Origin of the sequence: Roseibium polysiphoniae (assembly GCF_014842925.1) — a bacterium.
GTDB classification, from domain to species: Bacteria; Pseudomonadota; Alphaproteobacteria; order Rhizobiales; family Stappiaceae; genus Roseibium; species Roseibium polysiphoniae.
In genome coordinates this window covers 316,025-336,503 of the sequence record NZ_JACYXJ010000006.1, presented here as the reverse complement: position 1 = coordinate 336,503, position 20,479 = coordinate 316,025, and the positions used below count along the sequence as shown (strand labels likewise).

Here is a 20,479-nt window from a genome sequence, read left to right as displayed (position 1 = left end):
GGCAGCGGCCGTCAGGCCGCCGCGTTGTCCTTGTCCCACTCGCGCAAGGCATCCGCATCGCGCAGTGTGACATCCGGATAGTCGGCGTCAGAACCGACTTCCGGGAGGATTTTCCAGGACCGTGCGCACTTCTCGCCTCTAGCAAGTCCCGGCACCACGGCAACACCCTGAGTGTCGTCCAACGTGAAGGCGCCCTCAGGTGCCGGATCGGCCGTGATGGTGATCTGGCTGGTGATGGCGATGTCTGCCATGTCCCGGCCCTCCAGTGCTGCCATTAAATCAGCGTCGGTCACATGAACGATCGGATGGGCTTCCAGCGACGAGCCAATGCGCTTTTCACGGCGTTCAATCTCGAGCGCGCCGGTGATGACGCGGCGGACGGTCTTGATCTTGGCCCACTTTGCGGCGAGAGCATCATCCTTCCATTCAGCGGGAACGGATGGGAACTGCTCGAGGTGAACCGACGTGTCCTCGCCATAGCGGGACGTCCAGGTTTCATCCATGGTGAACGGCAGCATCGGCGCCATCCAGGTGACCAGGCAGTTGAACAGCTTGTCGATCACATAAAGGGATGCCTTGCGGCGCACCGATGACTTGGCATCACAGTAAAGTGCGTCCTTGCGGATGTCGAAATAGAAAGCTGACAGCTCCACCGTCATGAACGTGAACAGGTGGTGGAATACACGTTTGTAATCGAATTCCCAGTAGGCTTCGCGCACCAGCGTATCCAGCTCCGCCAGTCGATGCAGCATCAGGCGTTCCAGTTCCGGCATCTCTGCCATCGCCACGTCTTCATCGCTTGCATGCGCGAGAGAGCCGAGCATCCAGCGCAGGGTGTTGCGCAGCTTGCGATAGCTGTCGACGCTGGTCTTGATGATTTCCGGGCCGATGCGCTGGTCTTCGGCATAGTCGCAGGATGCTGCCCAGAGGCGCAGGATGTCGGCGCCATACTGCTTGATGATGTCCTGTGGGAACACCTGGTTGCCGAGAGACTTGGACATCTTGCGTCCATCCTCGGCCATGGTGAAGCCGTGGGTCAGGACCGCGTCATAGGGCGCGTGACCACGGGTGCCGCAGCTCTCAAGCAGTGAGGAATGGAACCAGCCGCGGTGCTGGTCGGAGCCTTCTAGGTAAAGCACATAGTCGTCACCGCCCACGCCCTTGCGCTTCGGGTTCAGATCGTCACGCTTTTCCATGCAGAAGGCATGGGTGGAGCCGGAATCAAACCAGACATCAAGGATGTCCTTCACCATGTCCCATTCGTCGGCCTTGTAGTCGTTGCCGAGGAAACGCTCCTTCGCGCCTTCCGCGAACCAGGCATCGGCACCTTCAGAGGCGAAGGCGTCATAGATCCGCTTGTTGACAGCGTCATCCTTGAGGACTTCTGCAGTGTCCTTGTTGATGAACACGGTGATCGGAACGCCCCAGGCGCGCTGGCGCGACAGAACCCAGTCAGGGCGGTTCTCGATCATCGAGCGCAGGCGGTTTTGACCCGATGCAGGTACAAACCGCGTTTTGTCGATGGCAGACAATGCACGATTACGAAGCGTATCACCGCTGATCGAAGTGATGATCGTGTCCGCACCTTTCGAACGATCGAGTCCTTTGTCCATGTAGACGAACCACTGCGGCGTGTTGCGGAAGATGATCGGCTTCTTGGAACGCCAGGAATGCGGATACTGGTGCTTCAGGCGGCCGAGCCCGATGAGGTTTCCGCTTTCCTTCAGGGCTTCGATATTCGCCTTGTTGGCCTTGCCCTTCTCACCCTTGTGGGTGATCACCTGATGGCCGTCAAAGCCTGGCGCCTGCTTGGTGTAGAAGCCGTCATCGGCGACGGTGAAGGGGATCGACGTATCGATGTCGCGCTCTTCTAGGTCGCGTGCGTTGGCCATCCAGATCTCAAAATCGTCGACGCCGTGACCGGGCGCGGTATGCACAAAGCCGGTACCCGCATCGTCAGTGACGTGATCGCCGTCGAGCAGCGGCACGTCGAACTGGTATCCACCCAGATCCAACTCACGATAGGGGTGTGCCAGAGTCAGTGCAGCCAGCTCATCAGCCGTCACATCGCGCAGCTTCTTGAAGTCTTCAATGCGTGCGTTCTTGAAAACATCACCTGCGAGTGCATCGGCCAGGATCAGTGTATCGCCGTGCTGGACCCAATTGTCATCTGGCAGGCCGTCCTGGGTGACCTCATAGAGACCATAGCTGATGCGCGACGAATAAGAGACCGCGCGGTTACCCGGCATGGTCCAGGGGGTTGTTGTCCAAATGACGACCACCGCGTCGAGAAGTTCTTCGGCAGCATCTTCATTGATGCTCCCTGCTTCGACGACAGGGAACTTCACCCAGATTTGGTCTGACTGATAGTCGTGATACTCAATCTCGGCTTCCGCAAGTGCGGTCTTTTCCACCACCGACCACATAACCGGCTTGGATCCGCGGTAAAGCTGACCCGAGGTGGCGAACTTCATCAGCTCTTGCGCGATCACGGCTTCCGATTCAAAGCGCATGGTTAGGTAAGGATTGTCCCAGTCGCCCTCGATGCCGAGGCGTTGGAATTCCTTTTTCTGAACCTCGATCCAGTGTGCTGCAAAGTCACGGCATTCCTGACGGAATTCGTTGACGGGAACTTCGTCTTTGTTTTTGCCCTTGGCGCGGTACTGTTCTTCGATCTTCCACTCGATCGGCAGACCGTGGCAGTCCCAGCCTGGAACATAGTTGCTGTCCCAGCCGGTCATCTGCATCGAGCGCGTGACAATGTCCTTGAGGGTCTTGTTGAGCGCATGGCCGATATGGATGTTTCCGTTGGCGTAGGGAGGGCCATCGTGAAGGATGAACTTGTTCCGGCCGCTGCCGGCTTCACGAAGCTTCTTGTAGAGATCCATATCTTTCCAGCGCGCAATGATTTCCGGCTCTTTTTTCGGCAGGCCGGCGCGCATCGGATAGTCGGTTTTGGGCAGATTCAGGGTTTCGGAATAGTCGCGGGTCTTGGTCTCGGTCATCACTTAATGGATCCGGTCGGATGGGCGCTGAGCAGCGCGTGCCATCGGGCAAACTTCGAAACGGCCTTCAGGGCCGTAGGCGTATAGGGAAACTCCCGGTCCTTCGGCGCCGCTGCGTGCGTCAGCCGAAGGCCGGGCCGATAATTCGGTGAGGCCGAATGACCATTTGAGCTCGTGTCAAAGCGAAGCAAAACATCATGGCGCAGGACATAGCAGCACTTGTCGTTCGAATAAAGCCATTCCCGCTGTGGTCAGCGTTGGATCTGAGGCTCGCGCAAAATCGAACGACGTCACTGCCATAAAGGGATCGGCAAGGCCTCTGGCATATGGTGCCATCACGAGTGGGTGATTTCCAAAAGGGTCTGGCGGGTTATGCTTCGAGGGTTGAGAATAGCCCGTCTTAGTGACGGCGAATGCGTTCCCGGTGTGCGATGTACAGACCGCTCCCGACGATCAGGCTAATGCCAACCCACGTCATCGCATCAGGAAAGTCTCGGAAAACCAGATAGCCGAACAGGGTTGCGCTGACGATCTCAATATATGTGAAGGGTGCGAGAAGCGAAGCCTCGCCGCGTTGAAATGCCAGGACGACAAGCCCATGCCCGGCGAAAGAAATCGCGCCAATCGCCGCAAGCAGAGCGAGCTGATCAAACGATGGCGCAACGAAGGCGAAGTCGCTGCGCCCCAATAACGTGCCCACCAGAAGGGCTGATCCAAGGACCACGCTCCCTGCCAGGCCCGCGCTGAATTGGACGGCAAGCAGGCTGTCAGCTCCTGCGTAGCGCCGATTTAAGAGAAGATAAAACGCAAAGAAGGTCGCGGTCCCTAACGGCAGCAGGGCAGCAGGTCCGACTTCGGCAAAACTCGGGCGCAGGATAAGCAACGCACCGACAAGCCCGACGACAATTGCTCCGACCCGACGCAATCCGAATTTCTCCTTCAGGATAAGAGCAGCCAGGATCGTCAGGATCATCGGTTCAACAAAGAAGATTGAAATGGCCGTGGCGACCGGCATGAATTTGACGGCGGTGAAGAAAAACAGGGACGCCAGGGCAAGCAGTAAACCACGCAGGAAATTGATCCCGGGACGCTTGCTCTTCAAGGCCCGCAACCGCCCGCTCACAAGAGCAGCGACAAGGCAGATGACGAACTGGAAAAAGAAACGTCCAAATGTGACTTCGAGTGGTGGCAAGCTGGTCGACAGGTATTTGGCGATGATGTCCATCACCGGAATGATCAGCATCGCGCCAGACATAAGCGTGACAGCGAGGAAGCTGTCACCCGCATCGGTTTGTCCGTCTGGGGCGTTTGCCATCAGGTGACCTGGGTGAGTTGTAGGTCAAGGGCAGAAATCGGCTGCATGGAGGCGAGCGCCGAACGGGCTTCTTCGCTGTCCTGATCCATCTGTTCGATCAAGGCTTCAACAGTGGCGAACTTTTCTTCGCCGCGCAGATATGAGACGAGATGAATTCTAAGCATCTTGCCGTAAAGGTCCTGCTTGAAATCGAAGAGGTGAACTTCAAAGAGAGGCGAGCCATTGTCAAAAGTGGGTCTGCGGCCGAAGCTGGCGACGCCGTCAACCAGCTCGTCGTCAACGCGTGCCTTTACGGCATAGATGCCATGCTTCAAAGGACATCCTACGCCAAGGCTCAAATTGGCTGTGGGATAGCCGAGATCCCGGCCGCGCTTGTCGCCATGCTGTACATGCGCATCGAAGAACCAACGGTATCCGAGCAGCCCATTGGCAAGAGGGATCTCGCCGTCCGATAGAGCCTGCCTGATCCGTGACGAAGAAATGATCTCGGCTCCTTCGTCGTTTTCGGGTGAGACAATGCTGACACCGAAACCATGATTGTCCCCGGCCTGCCTTAAGAAGTCCGGGGTGCCTTTGCGCGCTTTACCGAAATGAAAGTCATATCCTGTGACCGCATGGCTGATCGCGAGCCTTTCAATCAGGATATCGCGCACGAAGTCTTGTGCCTCGACGCCGGCGAACTCCCTGGTGAAAGGCAACATGAGGACGCCGTTTAGGTCGCAGTCCTTTAAGATTTCGCATTTCGCGTCAAAGGGTGTCAGACGAAAAACTGGATGATCTGAATTGAAGACGGTTCGCGGATGCGGCTCAAACGTCATCGCGTAGACCGGGCACTTCAGCCGCTTGCCGAGCTCAAGTGCTTCGCCCAGAACGGCCCGGTGTCCGCGGTGGACGCCGTCGAAATTACCAATCGCGACGACGCCACCCTTCAGATGTGCTGAGAAGGCATTGAGATCCGTTACGACCGAAAAATCGGCGGGGGAGTTACCGGGCATGCAGAAAACCTTTGGGCTCCGGCCGTGTCGGGCCGGGGCAGATGTCGCAAAAGCAGCGCATCGCAAGCGAGAAGCTGTCCTTTAGAAAGGGTCAAGAACCCAGGGCGCGAAATTGCCGTTTTAGCCCCGAAAGGTCAAGCAGCCTCGGAGGGAAGAAACGCTTGGGTCGTCAGTTGTACCCGAAACGCACCCAACGTTCACCGATCCAGGCGATCTTCCTCGCGCGTCGGCACTTTGACAAGCGCTTCGCCTTCAAGAACGACGGTATCGTCAACACTGCAGATACACGAAAGCCTTGCACGGTTGCCGCGCTCCATGAGTTCTTCGACCGTGACGGCAACAAGAACGTCGTCACCAATCCTGACCGGTGCCTTGAAGTTCAAGGTCTGCGAAAGATAGATGGCGCCGGGTCCAGGCAGCCGTGTCCCCAAGACCGCGGAAATAAGACTTGCGGTATAGAGACCGTGCGCGATTCTTGTTTTGAACGGCGTCTTTGCCGCGAAGTGCTCCGAAAGATGTATCGGGTTTCGGTCGCCTGAAACCTCGGCAAAACCGACAACATCAGATGAACTGACATGTTTGATCAGTGTTTCTGTCATGCCGATCTTGAGATCTTCATAGCATAATCTTTGCAATTCAAGCATAGCCGTCCATTTCAATTTTTCGCCGGAAACCGTTGGATTTGCAGGCTATGGAACATGGCTGATCACAGCAATTGGGCTTTGGATGCATAAAATATCGCGCATTAACGGACTTTTCAGGGGCTTGTCCTAATGTCCATCAGGTGTGGGGAGGCGAGGACACTTTAAGTGTCTCTCTCCTTTAAAGTCATATCGCGTTTCCACGGCCCAAGGCCAAGGGCCGCGCAGCTTGACAGTATGGAGTAGACGATGGCCCTTGATCTTCAGATGCCGGTCCTCGTGGTCGATGACTACAAGACGATGATTCGTATTATCCGGAACTTGCTGAAACAGCTTGGTTTCGAAGACATTGACGACGCAGCCGATGGCACCGAAGCCCTGGAAAAGATGAAGCAGCGCAAATACGGGCTGGTCATCTCGGATTGGAATATGGAGCCGATGACCGGTTACGAACTGCTAAAGCAGGTTCGCGCCGACGGCAGCCTCAGCAAAACACCATTTATTATGGTGACTGCTGAATCCAAGACTGAAAACGTGATCGCAGCCAAAAAGGCCGGCGTGAACAACTACATCGTGAAGCCGTTCAATGCGCAGACGCTGAAGGGCAAGATCGAAGCGGTCTTCTCAGAATAGAAGGCCCTGCGACTGGCGGAGCCCGGAAAACCGGGACCGCCCGCGCCGAACAATAAAAATAATTGGGGGACTGTGCCGGGGGGCACGGGCACCGCCAGCGTAGCATTCGACGCTCTCTTGAACTGCTTCGGGACGGGCAGGGGCGAAGAATAGCGCTTCTCTCAAGAAAGGCTTAAAAATGGCCGGAATGACAAAGGAAAACGTGGCGCGAGTCATCGATTTCCTTCAAGAAAACAAAAGCCGTGGCGGTGATGTATCACTGAATGACGTTATGCACCTTGCAGAAGTCATGTCGGGTTCGATGCATGACTTCCTAACCACTGTGCAGCCTGCCGTCACTGAAGAGTTGACGATGATCGCCCGTGAAATCTCCCGAATGAAGGATGAGATCACTGCGTTGCGTGCCAATGACATGACTTCAAGCAAGATCCCGAGTGCAGGGCGTGAGCTTGATGCGATTGTTGAGGCCACTGAGACCGCAACCAATTCGATCATGGAAGCAGCCGAAGAGATCATGTGCGCCGATACCAGCGATCCTGAAGCCTATCAGGAGCTCGTCAGCGGCAAAATGATCGGAATTTTCGAAGCTTGCACCTTCCAGGATATCACTGGACAGCGAATTTCGAAGGTGGTTTCGACGCTCAACTACATCGATGAGCGTGTAAGCGCCTTTGTAGACAAATTGCGTATTCCGGAAGATATGGAAGCGCCTTCCGAAGAGACCGATGAAGAGCGTCGCCAGCGGGAATTGATCCTGCACGGCCCTCAACACGATGGCGAGGGTGTCTCGCAGAACGACATCGACGCCATGCTTGGCGATGCACAGGCAGACATCGACAAGCTTTTCGATTGAGATAGAGCTCAAAACAGAGAATAAAAAAGGCCGTCCGTTTTGGGCGGCCTTTTGTGTTTCTAGAATGGCTCTACCAGATCAGGCGTGGAACAGCGGCTCGTGCCCGAAGGCCTTCTTCGGCAAGGCGGCGCAGAACAAGATGCTCGTCGGGATCATCTGTTGCACCGAAGTCCGCGGCATGAATGCCGCCGGTGATGAAGAGAACATCCAGATCCTGAGAAACGGCTCCGCGAATATCCGTCGGCAAGCCGTCTCCGACTGCCAGGATCTTTTGTGGATCAACCGGGCCGCCGCGTATCGCTTCCAATCGTTCGACCGCTGCCTTGTAAATTGGCGCATGGGGTTTGCCGAGGATCGAGACGGTGCCTCCGAGGTCTTCATAAAGCCGAGCGAGAGCGCCGGCGCACCATATGAGCCGGTCACCGCGCTCAACGACGATATCGGGATTGGCGCAAATCATGGTCAATCCGCGTTTTGCCAAAATCGAGAGGCGATCACGGTAATCATCGGGTGTTTCGTTTTCGTCGTCAAAAAGACCGGTACAGCTGATCAACTCCGCATCTTCTTCCGATGCCAGGACAACACCTGTCTCGTCATAAAGCGGCAAGTCTCTTTCCGGACCTATATGAAGCAGCTTCGCGCCAGCGTTGGCATGCAGCAGGTCGCGCGTGACATCGCCTGACGTGACAATGTCATCATAAGCTTCAAGCGGCACGCCAAACCCAGCCAGCTGTTCTCTGATCGGGGCATTGGGACGTGGCGCATTTGTGATCAGGACAACGGTGCCTCCAGCCTCTCGTCGAAACGAGGCAAGGGCCTGATGCGCTTGCTCAAATGCACTCACCCCATTGTGCAGAACACCCCAGACATCACATAGGATCCCGTGATAGGCCGGCGCGAGCGAGCGAAGGCCGGGGACAAGAAGCGGTGCAGAAGCTGTCATGATGGGTCACTCGGAAGCTGGGGGATCTGATAGAGTGCGACGGAATCGATGGTCGTCGCGCGGGACCATATAGGAAGCAAGCTGTCTGCGAAACAGTGGAAAGGGCTTTGAATGCACGTCAGGCAATTGGGCGAAGATGTCATCAACCGGATCGCTGCCGGTGAAGTCATCGAGCGACCGGCCAGCGTCATCAAGGAACTCGTCGAAAACGCAGTCGACGCCGGGGCTTCCTCAATCGAAATCGTTACTGCTGCGGGTGGAAAGACCTTGATGCGTGTCTCTGACGATGGGCATGGCATGCGCAAGGCTGATCTGGAACTTGCGGTGCGTCGGCATTGCACCTCCAAGATCACCGAAGACAATCTGTTCGACATTCGTACGCTCGGTTTCAGGGGCGAAGCTTTGCCTTCGATCGGTTCCGTTGCACGACTGGGTATTCAGACCCGGCACCAGGACGAAGATCATGCCTGGAAGATTGCCATCGAAGGCGGCGTCGAAACGCCAGTAATGCCGGCAGCCCGACGCATGGGCACACAAGTTGAGGTCCGTGACCTCTTTTTCGCAACGCCTGCCAGATTGAAATTTCTGAAATCGGACCGTGCCGAGACAGCAGCAGTCACTGAAATCGTCAAGCGGATCGCGCTCGCCTACCCAACGGTTGGCTTTTCCCTGTCAGGGGCAGACCGTCAGCCGCAGTCCTGGCCGGCAGCCCGGGGCGATGACCCGCGCATGGCACGCATCGCTCAGATTCTCGGTCAGGATTTTGTCGACAATGCCATGGAAATCGATGCCGAACGTGAGGGCGTACGCCTAACCGGATTTGCCGGATTGCCAACCCATCACCGTGGCAATGCGCAGCACCAGTTCTTTTTCGTGAATGGCCGCCCGGTCAAGGACAAGTTGTTGCTGTCAGGCCTGCGTGGTGCTTACGCGGATGTGTTGGCACGGGATCGCCATCCGGTCGTCGTGCTTTTCGTTGAGCTCGAACCTGCTCTCGTAGACGTGAACGTTCATCCGGCGAAGGCGGATGTCCGTTTCCGCGATGGACAGTTGGTTCGAGGACTGCTTGTTGGTTCGATAAAGCACGCCCTGGTCCAGGCCGGCCACAGATCATCCACGTCAAATGCCGCAGTCGCGATGGAGGCAATTCGGGCGTCCGGTTTCGGACCTACCCATTCTGCGCCTCCGCAAGGCGATATCTATCGGGCGTCTGCGGTCCACCCAGAGACGTCTCGTGGCTGGGATGTTTCAGACTTTGCGCCAGCGGCAACGCACCATGCTGCGGGCCTGGGCTTAGCGGACGCTGAAGATCTCATGGCTTTGCAGTCAGGGGAGATGCCGGCTGTCTTGCAAGGCCTGGTGAAACCATCGGCGGATGCAAGGGCGAATGATGTTGCGCCGGACCAGGGCCGGATGTCGCTTCCGCTTGGCGCAGCGCGGGCGCAGGTCCACGAGACCTACATCATTTCACAGACCGACGATGGTGTCGTGATTGTCGATCAACACGCCGCCCACGAACGCCTGGTCTATGAGCGCCTGAAAGAGGCCCTCGCAAAGAAAGAGGTCGCGCGACAGATCCTCTTGATTCCGGAAGTCATCGAGTTGCCCGAAGAAGACGTGGGCCGTTTGGTGGAGCGGGCCGATGACCTGACTGAAGTCGGGCTTTGTCTAGAGGCCTTCGGACCAGGCGCAATTGCCGTTCGAGAGACCCCCGCAATGCTCGGTGACATGGATATCCGTGGCCTTGTCACGGACCTGGCGGATGAGCTCGCAGAATGGGATACGGCAACGGGACTGCGTGAAAAGCTTGACCACGTCGCTGCGACCATGGCGTGCCACGGTTCGATCCGCGCCGGGCGCCGCATGCGGGCGCAGGAAATGGATGCGCTTTTGAGGGACATGGAGGCCACGCCCCTGTCAGGACAGTGCAATCACGGCCGCCCTACATGGGTGGAGCTCAAGCTCTCCGACATCGAAAAGCTCTTCGGTCGGAAATGAAGGAGCCCCTTCGTTGAAGGGGCTCCTTGTCTTTCGATTAGAACGTTCTTTGAACCCGCAGGGTGCCGTAGATCTCGTCCTTGTCGCTCAAGCCTGAAGCGGTATCGTAGTCGACTTCGCGGTACTGCAATTCGCCGCCAATGCCGAAGCCGGGAACCGGTTTCCAGACAACGTTGCCCGTGATGCCCCACTGGCTGAAGTCATAGGCTGCGGTGCCAGCGTCAGCAACGTGATACCCGCCTTCAAGGTTGGCTTCGAGTGTCTTGGAAAAATTGTGGTTCCAGCCCGCCGAGATGTTCCAGGTCTTGGTGGTTTTTGTGCTTCCACCAACGTTGATGGCGTCCGTGATCTGGTCATCCCAGGTGTCCAGCGGGAAGGCGCTGGCGCCGTCAGAATAGGCGACCTGGATAACGAAGGCGTCGTCTTGGCCCAGGATCGGCACGTTCACCTCGACACCTCCGCCGATGACCCAGCCAAGGGTGCCGTCTGCAGACGCATCAGCAAAGCGGACCTGGTGCAAGGCGCCCATCAACTGTGCGGATCCCCAGCCCTGGTCGACGCGAAGATTGGCGACCAGATCTGGCATCTTTGTACCTGCGTAGCCATTGCCTCCGGCCGAGATGAGGTTGGACTGACGGGAATTTGCGTCTTCCAGAGACACCGTGGCTGAGAAACCGTTGCCGAACGAACCAGTGTAGGCAAGAACGTTGGATTTGACATCCGAGTAGTCGGTTAGCTGAGCACCATAGGAATAGCCGGTCCAGAAATCCCAGAACGACTGCGCATGGCCGAAGGTGAAGCCACCAAACTGAATGTAGGCAAACTCCAGTGAGGAGCTTTCGCTACCGCTTGTATTGGTAAGGTACATGCTGGTGTAGGTGCGCAGCAGGCCAAATTCCGTGTTTGTGCGCGAGTCCAAGTAAAGGTAGCCGCGGCCGCGGAAGTTGAGGTCGTCGTCGCTGCGATCAGACCAGTTATTTGGAGCGCTGCCGAAGTTGTTGAAACGATATTCAACGCGGACACGGCCGCCAACGCGCAGGCATGTCTCTGTGCCCGGGATATAATAAAAGCGGCTGCCGTAGCTGTCGCAAACGCGCACGTAGTCAATCGGCTCGGGAGCGACTGGCAGGTCGGCGGCGAAAGAAGCTGTCGACAGCGGCAGAAGGCCAAATGCCGCAATAGCGAGGGGTGCAAAACGCATGGCGATACTCCTAAACCCATGGAGAGCGTGGCGCGCGATAGCGCCCGTACAAGAGAAACCCTACGTTATTCTGTGTGACGTTGGTATGGCGCGGACGTAGGCATTGCACTCGGAAGGGCAGATTGCGGAAAGCTGTGACCACATCGCAACATTTACGTAGTATCACGATGCGTAATACACGTTATTCGGGCAGCGTGCTTGAAGCGTTTGCGAGAGAGTTAAGCTCTGCGCCTCGATACTGCCGCAAGAAATCCGATGCCGGGTTGTGCTCGTGCCGATTGAAAACCTAATCCCAGGCTCGCTGCACAACTACCAAAGTTGAGCTCTGATTTTGGCGAGGCCGAAATCTGCAGTCTGATGTTTGCGTCGTGCAGGGTCGCAATGTCTCGCGGCGGAACTCATTCGAAACCGAGAATCAATGTTTCATCATCATTGGAAGAGTGTCCTCCCGCGTCGGCGGTGATCCCTTGGCTTTCAGGGCGGCTTCGACGGAAGTTGGAATGTCGACGCCGAGAGCTCTCACTGGCTGAGGTCTGCCGATCAGGAAACCCTGAATCTCGTTACAGCCACTCCTGATGAGGAGATTGAGCGTTTCCAGGTCTTCGATCCCTTCTGCAACGACCCTCATGTTCAAGGCTTTGCCGAGGCGGACGACCGTTTCGATGATGGCGAGTGAATTGCTGTTCTTGCCTGCATCGCTAACGAATGAACGATCGATCTTGATGGTATCGAATGGAAAACGGCTTAGGTAGCCAAGAGAAGAATACCCAACCCCGAAGTCGTCCAGAGCGATCTTGACGCCAATGGCTTTCAGACTTGTGAGGATTGAGAGCGCCCTGGCATCGTCCTCAATGAGAAGGTTTTCTGTGATTTCCAGTTCGAGTCTGCTTGCTGGGATACCAGATGCTTCGATTGCCCGGCGGACATCTTCTACGAAATCATTGTCGCGAAACTGAACCGGACTGACGTTCACGCTTAGACGTGCGGTTGGCAACTCATCGGCAGCTGTCGCGAGAGCAGTTTGAATGACCCATTTGCCGATTGGAATGATCTGGCCGGACCCCTCCGCCGCGGGAATGAAGTCAACCGGGCTAACCAGCCCTTTTTCCGGGTGGTTCCAGCGGATCAATGCTTCGTAGGATTCAATCGAGCCGGAATTCAGATCCAGTCTCGGTTGATAGAAGAGTTCGAATTGCCCTTCCTCGATCGCAGCATGGAGATCTTCTTCAAGCTCGCGACGTTGGCGCACCAGGTCGCCCATTCCCGCCTGAAACAGGCAATAGGTATTTCGGCCCATGTTTTTTGCATTGTAGAGCGCAATATCGGCGTTGGAGACGACGGAGTCTGTCGTATCGTCCCTGCCGCCAACCAACGCGATCCCGATGCTGGCGCTTGGCCTCAAGGTTATGCCATTGCCACATTCAATTGGTTCGGACAGCTTTTGAACAAGGCGATGGGCCATGTCGGCAGCCTGGTTCGCGAACTGAATATCACTCTGGATAAGCGCGAATTCATCACCGCCCAGCCGAGAAATGGTATCTTGTTTCCGGCTATGTTCCCGCAAGCGCTCCGCGGTGACCCGGATGACCTGATCGCCAATCGGATGTCCGTGAAGGTCGTTGATGTCCTTGAAGCGATCCAGGTCAATCAGCAAAAGCGCTGCGGCTTTGCCCTTGTCTTGGAATTTCCCGATGGCGCGATTGAGTTCCGCATTGAAGACGGCCCGGTTGGGCAGATCCGTCAAGGGGTCGTGTTGAGCCAGATGCAGTATCTGAGCTTCGGCCTCCTTGCGCTGACGCAAGTCGACGAGCGCGGAGACACGTGTCGGTGTTCCCCTGTAGGAGATAACGCGAGTCCGGATCTCGACCGGTATGGTTTCTCCACTGCGATTGACCATCTCGAGCTCTCTCGGGCTGAGCTCGGCCTTGACCAGGTGGCTCTCAAGCGTGCCTGCGAGCTCGGACTGCACAAACTCGTAGAGGCCGCGCATTTTCAGCTCTTCAATCTCATAGCCGAGCAACTCTTCCAGTGCCGCATTGCCGTCCAGAATTCGGCCATCGACCGAAATGACGATGGCGTCGAAGGTTGCGTTCGCCAAGGCGGACAGACGCTCGGACTCTTCTCGGGTGCGCTTGGCGTCGGCCACCCTGATTTGCGCGACCTCTTCACTCTGGATGGTGTCCATCAGGGCGTTGAACATGCGCGTCAGTCGTTCAGAATCATCTCCAGGAGACACTTTCAGGCGCATGTTGAGGTCGGCCTTGCCGGCGATGACCTTGTCGAGTGCGTCTTCAACATGTCCGATGCCGAGCCGGGTTCCATGTTCGGCCTCGTTCATGCCGATTTCTTCGTCGGCCGGTAGCACTCTGAGCGGAATAAAACGGCACAAGGCCTTCAGAAACAGAAAGCCTAGCCCGAAGCACCAGATGAAGTTCAGCACGACACCCTCGAGCTGAACGAGAAGCTGAGAACCGCGATCGCCCAAAGGCAGGCTGGCTTCGGGCGCGAGAAACACGAGCCCGATGGTTCCGGCAATGCCGGCGAAACCATGCACCCCGATCGCTCCGACGGGATCATCAATCTTGAATTTGCCGTCGAGGACGATGTTTGCATAGACCGCCACAAGGCCGCCAAGCAGACCGACGGTCGCGGCGCCGAGAGGCGAAAGAATGTGACAGCCCGCCGTCACTGCGACCAGACCACCCAAAAGCCCGGAAAGCGATTTTTCGGGCAGGATGAGCCGGTCTTGATGCCAGCCGAGGAAATAGCCGCCGGCTGCGCCAGCTGCCGCCGCAAGGACCGTGTTGGTAATAATCAGCGCTACATCTGACGAAGCGGAAAGAGTCGAGCCGCCGTTGAACCCGATCCAGCCAACGAAGAGTAGAAATGCGCCCGCCGTTGCCAGCACTGAGCTGTGGCCCTGGATGCGCATGGAGCGACCCTCATGGTCATAGCGGCCAAGTCTTGGGCCAAGGACGATGCAGGCTGCCAGACCGATCCAGCCACCGGTGCTGTGAACGACTGTGGATCCCGCGAAGTCGACAAAGCCACTTTCGGCGAGAAAGGCGGTTTCGTTCGGAACAAGGGCATTGCCCCATGCCCAATGGGCGAAGACCGGGTAGATGATGCCCGCAGTGAAGACAGAGCACCAGACATAGGCGACGAGCCGCATACGTTCGGCGACTGCGCCCGAAACAATGGTTGCAGCGGTGCCGCAGAACATCACCTGAAACGCGAAAAAGGCATAGGTCCAGGGTTCGAGGTCCTGAAGCAGGAGGAGCTTCGTGTCCCAGCCGACGATGAAACCATTGCCGCTGGCGAAGGCGAACATGAAGCCGATCGCCGCGAAGATCAGGACTGAGAAGGTGAGGTCGAGAAGATTCTTCTGAGCAACGTTGATGGAGTTTTTTGAACGGACGAGCCCAGCCTCAAGAAGCATGAAGCCAACCTGCATCAACAAGACAAGGGCCGCTGCGACCATGACCCAAATCAGGTCGAGGCTCTGTTGCAGTGACTCCTGAATTGCGAGTGCAGTCGCTTCTCCGTCTTGCGCTCGTGCAGTACCGGATGCGGTTTGGACGAGCGCAAGAATAAGCAGCCGTTTCACAGGCCTGGACAAAGACGCCTTGTTCATTTGGAGTTCCCAACTCTAATCAGGAAGTCAGGATTTCCTCCAAAGGGTTAATCATGAGTATGCGTATAGGTAATTAATACGATATATATTCGATAGCTCATGAGTGTTGTATTGGTGCAAATGAGTATTGCTTACAAAATGTGCATTTAGCTGTTTGCTAATATTGCTTTAACCAATTCAGCGTGGACACCGGGTGCCAAATGCTTAGATCAGGCCCTCTTGGACTGGAAAAAGTCTTTGAGCAGGCCTGCCGCGGCACGCTCTGAAATCCCGGAATAGACCTCTGGCACGTGATGGCAGGTGGGCTGGCAGAAAAAACGCGTGCCGTGATCGACCGCTCCGCCTTTTTCGTCTGCGGCTCCATAGTAGAGACGGCGTATCCTGGCGAAGGAGATCGCCGCTGCGCACATGGGGCAAGGCTCGAGCGTCACGTAAAGATCGCAGTCTGGAAGACGTTGGCTTTCAAGCTTCTGGCACGCTTGCCGGATCACCAGGACTTCCGCATGAGCGGTTGGATCGCTGTACTCCAGCGTTCGGTTGCCATCGCGTGCGAGAATTTCCCCCTCACGGACGAGAACTGCCCCGACTGGAACTTCGCCTCGGGCAGCTGCCTTCTGCGCTTCCTCGAGAGCGAGTTCCATGAAGTTGTTCGAGCCGACATTGGCTGAGGCGCCGTTCATTCTTTTGGGTCCAGAGCGTCGTGGGTTTGAGGCGTGATCGATCATTCTTTAGCGGCTTGTTGGGCAAGTGTCAGCTTTAAGGCATGCGATTGTCGAATGGCTCATTTGCGAAAAACCTCGTACTTGTTGATTTCCGAAAGCCATCGGCTCTGCTATGACGCGATCATGACGAAAGAACAGCCTCCTAAAAAACGCCGCGGACCAGGTTCGGCCGACGGCCCCAAGAAGCGTTTTTCCGGTGCAAAGCCGGGCGGGCGCTCGGAACGTGACCCTTCCGAGAAGCCGCGCGGCGAGCGACGAGACGGTCCAGGCGGTAAACCGGCGCGCAAGTTTGGCGCGAAATCGGCGCCGAACAAGGGACCACGCCCCAACAAGGACCGTGGTGCCGGTGCACGACCCCAAGCCAAGGCGGAGAACTCCGAGGTCGCTTCCTCATTTAATCTGGAAAAAGGCGAGCGGATTGCAAAGGTGATGGCCCGCGCCGGACTTTGCTCGCGCCGTGATGCCGAAGCCTGGATTGCTGCCGGTCGCGTTGAGCTGAATGGCAAGCCACTTGAGACTCCCGCCATCACGGTGACGGCCGGCGACAATGTAGTTGTCGATGGCAAGCCGCTCCCCATGCGCGAGCGCACGCGGCTGTGGCTCTATCACAAGCCCAAGGGGCTGGTGACGACAAATAAGGACCCTGAAGGCAGAACCACCGTGTTCGAGCGGCTTCCGCGCGATTTACCACGTGTGCTCGCCGTCGGTCGTCTGGATATCAACACGGAAGGTCTGTTGCTGCTCACCAACGACGGTGGATTGGCGCGCGTCCTTGAGCTGCCGGCCACGGGCTGGCTTCGCAGATACCGTGTTCGGGCCTTTGGCAAGGTTACCCAGGAACAGTTGGACAGCCTCGCCGAAGGCGTTGCAATCGAGGGCGTGCTTTATGGTGCGATCGAGGCGACACTGGACAAGGAACAGGGCGACAATGTCTGGCTGACGGTCGGATTGCGCGAAGGCAAGAACCGCGAAGTCAAACGCGTGCTTGAGCATCTAGGCTTGTCGGTGAACCGTCTTATCCGCCTTTCCTTCGGTCCGTTCCAGTTGATGGACCTCGAAGATGGCGGCGTGCGGGAAATTCGCGGACGTGTCCTGCGTGACCAGCTTGGCGAGAAGCTCGCAGAAGAGGCCGGAGCCGACTTTGAAGCTCCCATCTTCCATGAGGCCAAGCCAGACGACGAGAAGTCGCCTCGTGACAAAGGGCGTAAGGCTCCCAGCCAGAAGGGAAGCAAAGGTTCCTGGATGACTGAGCGCGAGGGCAAAGCGGCCAAGTCAGATAAGAAGCCGAGAGGCGACCGACCCGGCCGCGCCGAAGGGCGTGGAGGAGATCAAAACCGGCGCAAGAATTCTGGCGAACGGCAGGAGAAAGTGTCTCCAAGGAGCCGCTTTCGCATGACGAGCGAGCCGAAGCCGCGTCCTGAGTTTCGGTCAGAAGACCGCCCGAACCGTCCTACACGCAAAATCTGGGGCGAAGAGGGGCTTGTCGAGGACAAGCAGCAGGAAAGCCGGATGACGAGCGAAAAGCGCAATGATCGTCGCGGCGGCGATGATCGTCCCGATCGGGGAGGGCGTCCGCCACGCGGCGCCAAGCGCTCTTGAGGATCGTTGCCGGACGCTTCAAGGGAGCGGCTATCGTCGCTCCCAAGACTCAGGCCACCCGGCCGACTAGCGATCGCCTGCGCGAAACGATCTTCAACATACTGGCTCATGGCCTGGAGACTGAAGTCGATGGCGCACGTGTGCTTGATCTTTTCGCGGGCAGCGGCGCACTCGGACTGGAGGCACTCAGCCGGGGCGCGCGCCACTGCACCTTCATCGAAGAGGGCGCAGAGGCACGAGGTGTCATTAGACGGAATATGGAAGCGCTCGGCCTGAACGGTGTCGCGAAAATCTTTCGGCGTGATGCAACGCGTCTGGGAGATGCTGGCAACATCGAGCCGTTCGATCTTTTGTTTGCGGACCCGCCTTACGGGAAGGGTATGGCAGACAAGGCACTGCTGACTGCAGGCACTGGCGGCTGGGTGAAGTCCGGCTCAGTCTGTGTGGTCGAGGAGCGTGCAGGTGTTGACGTTAGTCATCCCCAAGGCTTTGAAGAGCTCGACCGCCGCGTCGTCGGAGACAGTCAGGTCCTCTTTCTCAAGGTCGTCTAGAAGAGCATAGGTGGCGGAAATGTAAACCTGCCTCAGCTCCCGCCAGGCATCATGATGTAAGCTGTTTTCTGGATCGGCAGCTGCTGCCGGCTGATGATCAGCTGAGGATCCTTCGCCATCTTGATCTCATAACCTTCGCTTGTTGCCCGGGCCATGAACGCCTCGAGCGCACCGTGAAAGTGGAAATGCATCGGGATGACCATGGCAGGTGAGATCGCAGACAGAACATCGATCAGGCTCTCCAGCCTGAGTGTCGATGAATTGTCGATAGCCGCAAATACAATATCGATCTGACCGAGCCGCGTAAGATCTTCCTGGGTAAGCCTGTGATGTAGGTGTCCAAGATGGGCAATGCACAGATCGGCCACTTCAAACACGAAGATCGAATTTCCCAGCCGCCGGCTTTCCCCGTCCCAGCCACGGATGTTCGTCTGGATATTCCGAACGCGGAGATCTTTGACAATCAAGTCATGGTCGATGGGCCCGCCATCCTTGTTCCAGCCAGGAAGGACATGCTTGATCTCTGGATCGGGCATCAGGCTGTAATGGGTGCTATGTGCCCCATTCATCGTTGCAACGGTCGGCGGCTGGGCCGGACGGACGCTGTCGTTGTAGTCCGTCGCGACGCGCACCCCTTGGGGCGTCTCGATTTCGAATGTCGAGTGGCCGATATAGCGAATTTGAATTTCATGTGGCGCAAGAGCTGTTTTGACGCGCACAGGCGCAAACGGAGCGTTTTCTGCCACGAGCTGGCAAACAGCCGCTGCGGGCTGCATGAACCCTACAATCCCCACCGTAGCAAGCGCTGCAATCTTCACGAAATTGGGGAATTGTGCTGCATTAAACATCGCATACCCTCCGCTTTTCAGCCTTCCAAAATGGTAAGCTTGCGCGTGGGCATTGCAAGGTCAAATTCGCGGCAGAGGCGAAACGTGAAGGAGGTAGAAGTTGGCAACCGTTCCGGGAGGTGACTAAACGAAAGGAACGGTTGCCAGGTGGGGTCTGGTGGGAGGAGGTACCAAACCCATATCTGGATGGATCTAGCAGTTGTAAAGGCTGACCGGGCGCTTAACGTGGCGCGGGGCCATATAGCGATCGCCCGCAAGCGTTGCTTCCATGTTCTGCGCCTGAAAGTGGATCAATTCGCCCGCATGACCGCTCTCCTCGACGAGTGCTCGCTTCGAGCATGTGGCCGCAATAGCAAGGCCCAGTCGTCTTAGATGGGTGCGACGGTAACAGAAAACCGCCAGACGGCTCCTGTCCTCATCGGGCAGTGCGCAAGCCAGATCGCTTGCAGCAGTGAGAGAGGCGCTAACAAGCCGAGCGAACGTCAGCTCGTCGACCGGACATTCTTCCAACTCTTCAGAGGTCAGTTGATGGGTCATTGTGCGTGCTCTTTGTGTTGTATCAACCCAACACTGGTTTGATTTAATTAACGAATAATTAAAAGCAAGTTATTTTAAAATTAAAAATCAATGCATCCCGAAAAGTAACTAGGAGTATTTACTCAAAATTCCTGTTCTGTTCATGGGCTTCTATTGCAGTAGTAACTCCACGCTTGACAGTTTCGCTGAGGGGGGCGGCGACATCCAGAATGTGTTTTGTCTTGAGAAAATCCAAAACGCGAATGTTGTCATCCGGGGGGCGTACCAAAAGATCAGGTGATCTACTTTTCAGTTTCTCGGCGGTGATTGTCTGCATCAGGATCTGAGAGGTGCCGAACAGGGCATCCATTGAGGTAGGCAACTGCCGCCCCGGTCTTGGGACCGGCGAACCAACGACATCGACGGCGAGGATGAAATCACAGCTGTCGGGCAGACGGTCGAACGGCAGCGGATTGACGACGCCGCCATCGACAAGGATGCGGCCCTCCCGCTTGATCGGCTTGAAAATCGCCGGTATCGCGATCGAAGCTGCGACGGCGGGCATAAGCGGGCCGCTCTCGATGTCTATTTCCCGACCACCGTAAAAGTCGGTGGCAAGGACCTTGAGTGGAATTGAGAGATCTTCAAACGTCTCGGGAATGTTGTCGCCTACGAATGCGTGCAGGACCTTCAGCGGATCAAATTGCACCATGTTGCCGTCGAAAAGTTCGGCAAGTTTCCGAGGCCGCAGCTTCCACAGGGAGGCAAGCACCTTGTTGCGCTCACCAAAGGTCTCCATGGCAATGTCCCGGATTTCTGCACCGGACAGGCCGCCAGCATATGCGGCGCCAAAAATCGCGCCGATTGACGTTCCTGCAATCGCGTGAGGTTTGACGCCGAGGTCGTCCAGAGCTTCGAGAACAGGAATATGGGACATACCCCGTGCGCCGCCGCCGCCCAGTGCAAGGCCAACGCGCAATTTGCTCATGATCTGATTTCCTTTGACACCCCGGTTATAATGGGAT

Annotated in this window: 16 protein-coding genes; 5 read left to right on the top strand and 11 right to left on the bottom strand. The window is 56.9% G+C overall.

The annotated features are described in order from the left end of the window. Positions 1–11 precede the first annotated feature (11 nt). The 4 genes from ileS to IG617_RS17295 form a co-directional block, all read right to left on the bottom strand. On the bottom strand, positions 12–3,005 hold the full coding sequence (ileS, locus tag IG617_RS17310) for an isoleucine--tRNA ligase (protein WP_192110485.1): 2,994 nt from the start codon (positions 3,003–3,005) through the stop codon (positions 12–14). A 400-nt stretch (positions 3,006–3,405) separates the two neighbouring features. Beyond that, the gene (locus IG617_RS17305) at positions 3,406–4,320 is read right to left on the bottom strand and encodes a DMT family transporter (protein ID WP_192110484.1); all 915 of its coding nucleotides are present in this window, start codon (positions 4,318–4,320) and stop codon (positions 3,406–3,408) included. Further along, entirely contained in the window at positions 4,320–5,315 is a 996-nt protein-coding gene (locus IG617_RS17300; RefSeq protein ID WP_192110483.1) for a bifunctional riboflavin kinase/FAD synthetase, read from the bottom strand. Before IG617_RS17300 ends, IG617_RS17305 begins: the two co-directional genes overlap by 1 nt. 197 nt (positions 5,316–5,512) lie before the next feature. Continuing rightward, complete coding sequence (locus IG617_RS17295) at positions 5,513–5,959, bottom strand: MaoC family dehydratase (RefSeq protein ID WP_192110482.1); 447 nt, start codon at positions 5,957–5,959, stop codon at positions 5,513–5,515. Between the two features lie 246 nt (positions 5,960–6,205). Here IG617_RS17295 and IG617_RS17290 point away from each other — a divergent pair, with 246 nt between their 5' ends. Together IG617_RS17290 and IG617_RS17285 are read left to right on the top strand one after the other, a co-directional pair. Next, positions 6,206–6,589: a response regulator gene (locus IG617_RS17290; RefSeq protein ID WP_153770836.1), complete on the top strand. Its 384-nt coding sequence runs from the start codon at positions 6,206–6,208 to the stop codon at positions 6,587–6,589. Between the two features lie 178 nt (positions 6,590–6,767). Continuing rightward, positions 6,768–7,442, top strand: a complete 675-nt coding sequence (locus tag IG617_RS17285) for a chemotaxis protein (RefSeq protein ID WP_209003990.1) — start codon at positions 6,768–6,770, stop codon at positions 7,440–7,442. A 70-nt stretch (positions 7,443–7,512) separates the two neighbouring features. On the opposite strand, the gene IG617_RS17280 is transcribed toward IG617_RS17285, so the two are convergent. Further along, positions 7,513–8,385: a TIGR01459 family HAD-type hydrolase gene (locus IG617_RS17280; RefSeq protein ID WP_192110481.1), complete on the bottom strand. Its 873-nt coding sequence runs from the start codon at positions 8,383–8,385 to the stop codon at positions 7,513–7,515. A 111-nt stretch (positions 8,386–8,496) separates the two neighbouring features. Here IG617_RS17280 and mutL point away from each other — a divergent pair, with 111 nt between their 5' ends. Further along, entirely contained in the window at positions 8,497–10,383 is a 1,887-nt protein-coding gene (gene mutL, locus IG617_RS17275; protein ID WP_192110480.1) for a DNA mismatch repair endonuclease MutL, read from the top strand. A gap of 37 nt (positions 10,384–10,420) precedes the next feature. Here the strand turns inward: mutL and IG617_RS17270 are convergent, their stop codons facing one another. From IG617_RS17270 to IG617_RS17260, 3 genes are all read right to left on the bottom strand, one after another. Continuing rightward, entirely contained in the window at positions 10,421–11,584 is a 1,164-nt protein-coding gene (locus IG617_RS17270; protein ID WP_192110479.1) for a porin, read from the bottom strand. 415 nt (positions 11,585–11,999) lie between these two features. Continuing rightward, a complete protein-coding gene (gene amt / locus IG617_RS17265) occupies positions 12,000–15,218 on the bottom strand; it encodes an ammonium transporter (RefSeq protein WP_192110478.1) in 3,219 nt (1,072 codons plus the stop codon). A 209-nt stretch (positions 15,219–15,427) separates the two neighbouring features. After that, a complete protein-coding gene (locus IG617_RS17260; protein WP_209008568.1) occupies positions 15,428–15,898 on the bottom strand; it encodes a nucleoside deaminase in 471 nt (156 codons plus the stop codon). Positions 15,899–16,063: 165 nt separating this feature from the next. On the opposite strand from IG617_RS17260, the gene IG617_RS17255 reads away from it, so the two are divergent. Both IG617_RS17255 and rsmD read left to right on the top strand, forming a co-directional pair. Further along, positions 16,064–17,539 carry a pseudouridine synthase gene (locus IG617_RS17255; protein WP_192110477.1) on the top strand — a complete coding sequence of 492 codons (1,476 nt, stop codon included), beginning with the start codon at positions 16,064–16,066 and terminating at the stop codon, positions 17,537–17,539. Beyond that, positions 17,536–18,090: a 16S rRNA (guanine(966)-N(2))-methyltransferase RsmD gene (rsmD, locus tag IG617_RS17250; protein WP_192110476.1), complete on the top strand. Its 555-nt coding sequence runs from the start codon at positions 17,536–17,538 to the stop codon at positions 18,088–18,090. The genes IG617_RS17255 and rsmD overlap by 4 nt, the downstream gene beginning before the upstream one ends. Positions 18,091–18,122: 32 nt before the next feature. Here the strand turns inward: rsmD and IG617_RS17245 are convergent, their stop codons facing one another. The 3 genes from IG617_RS17245 to IG617_RS17235 all read right to left on the bottom strand — a co-directional run bounded on the left by IG617_RS17245 (position 18,123) and on the right by IG617_RS17235 (position 20,442). Further along, on the bottom strand, positions 18,123–18,938 hold the full coding sequence (locus IG617_RS17245; RefSeq protein WP_192110475.1) for an MBL fold metallo-hydrolase: 816 nt from the start codon (positions 18,936–18,938) through the stop codon (positions 18,123–18,125). 192 nt (positions 18,939–19,130) lie between these two features. Next, positions 19,131–19,475, bottom strand: a complete 345-nt coding sequence (locus IG617_RS17240) for a hypothetical protein (protein WP_202981261.1) — start codon at positions 19,473–19,475, stop codon at positions 19,131–19,133. A 118-nt stretch (positions 19,476–19,593) separates the two neighbouring features. Then, positions 19,594–20,442, bottom strand: a complete 849-nt coding sequence (locus IG617_RS17235; protein ID WP_192110474.1) for a patatin-like phospholipase family protein — start codon at positions 20,440–20,442, stop codon at positions 19,594–19,596. Between the last annotated feature and the right edge of the window lie 37 nt (positions 20,443–20,479).

Excerpts from the sequence above, each read along its gene's own strand:
- IG617_RS17300 (WP_192110483.1), bottom strand. The coding sequence starts at position 5,315 with ATGCCCGGTAACTCCCCCGCCGATTTTTCGGTCGTAACGGATCTCAAT.
- IG617_RS17285 (WP_209003990.1), top strand. The coding sequence starts at position 6,768 with ATGGCCGGAATGACAAAGGAAAACGTGGCGCGAGTCATCGATTTCCTT.
- IG617_RS17260 (WP_209008568.1), bottom strand. The coding sequence starts at position 15,898 with ATGAACGGCGCCTCAGCCAATGTCGGCTCGAACAACTTCATGGAACTC.
- IG617_RS17290 (WP_153770836.1), top strand. The coding sequence starts at position 6,206 with ATGGCCCTTGATCTTCAGATGCCGGTCCTCGTGGTCGATGACTACAAG.
- IG617_RS17270 (WP_192110479.1), bottom strand. The coding sequence starts at position 11,584 with ATGCGTTTTGCACCCCTCGCTATTGCGGCATTTGGCCTTCTGCCGCTG.
- IG617_RS17255 (WP_192110477.1), top strand. The coding sequence starts at position 16,064 with ATGACGAAAGAACAGCCTCCTAAAAAACGCCGCGGACCAGGTTCGGCC.
- ileS (WP_192110485.1), bottom strand. The coding sequence starts at position 3,005 with ATGACCGAGACCAAGACCCGCGACTATTCCGAAACCCTGAATCTGCCC.
- IG617_RS17305 (WP_192110484.1), bottom strand. The coding sequence starts at position 4,320 with ATGGCAAACGCCCCAGACGGACAAACCGATGCGGGTGACAGCTTCCTC.
- IG617_RS17240 (WP_202981261.1), bottom strand. The coding sequence starts at position 19,475 with ATGACCCATCAACTGACCTCTGAAGAGTTGGAAGAATGTCCGGTCGAC.
- mutL (WP_192110480.1), top strand. The coding sequence starts at position 8,497 with ATGCACGTCAGGCAATTGGGCGAAGATGTCATCAACCGGATCGCTGCC.
- IG617_RS17235 (WP_192110474.1), bottom strand. The coding sequence starts at position 20,442 with ATGAGCAAATTGCGCGTTGGCCTTGCACTGGGCGGCGGCGGCGCACGG.
- IG617_RS17245 (WP_192110475.1), bottom strand. The coding sequence starts at position 18,938 with ATGTTTAATGCAGCACAATTCCCCAATTTCGTGAAGATTGCAGCGCTT.
- amt (WP_192110478.1), bottom strand. The coding sequence starts at position 15,218 with ATGAACAAGGCGTCTTTGTCCAGGCCTGTGAAACGGCTGCTTATTCTT.
- IG617_RS17295 (WP_192110482.1), bottom strand. The coding sequence starts at position 5,959 with ATGCTTGAATTGCAAAGATTATGCTATGAAGATCTCAAGATCGGCATG.
- IG617_RS17280 (WP_192110481.1), bottom strand. The coding sequence starts at position 8,385 with ATGACAGCTTCTGCACCGCTTCTTGTCCCCGGCCTTCGCTCGCTCGCG.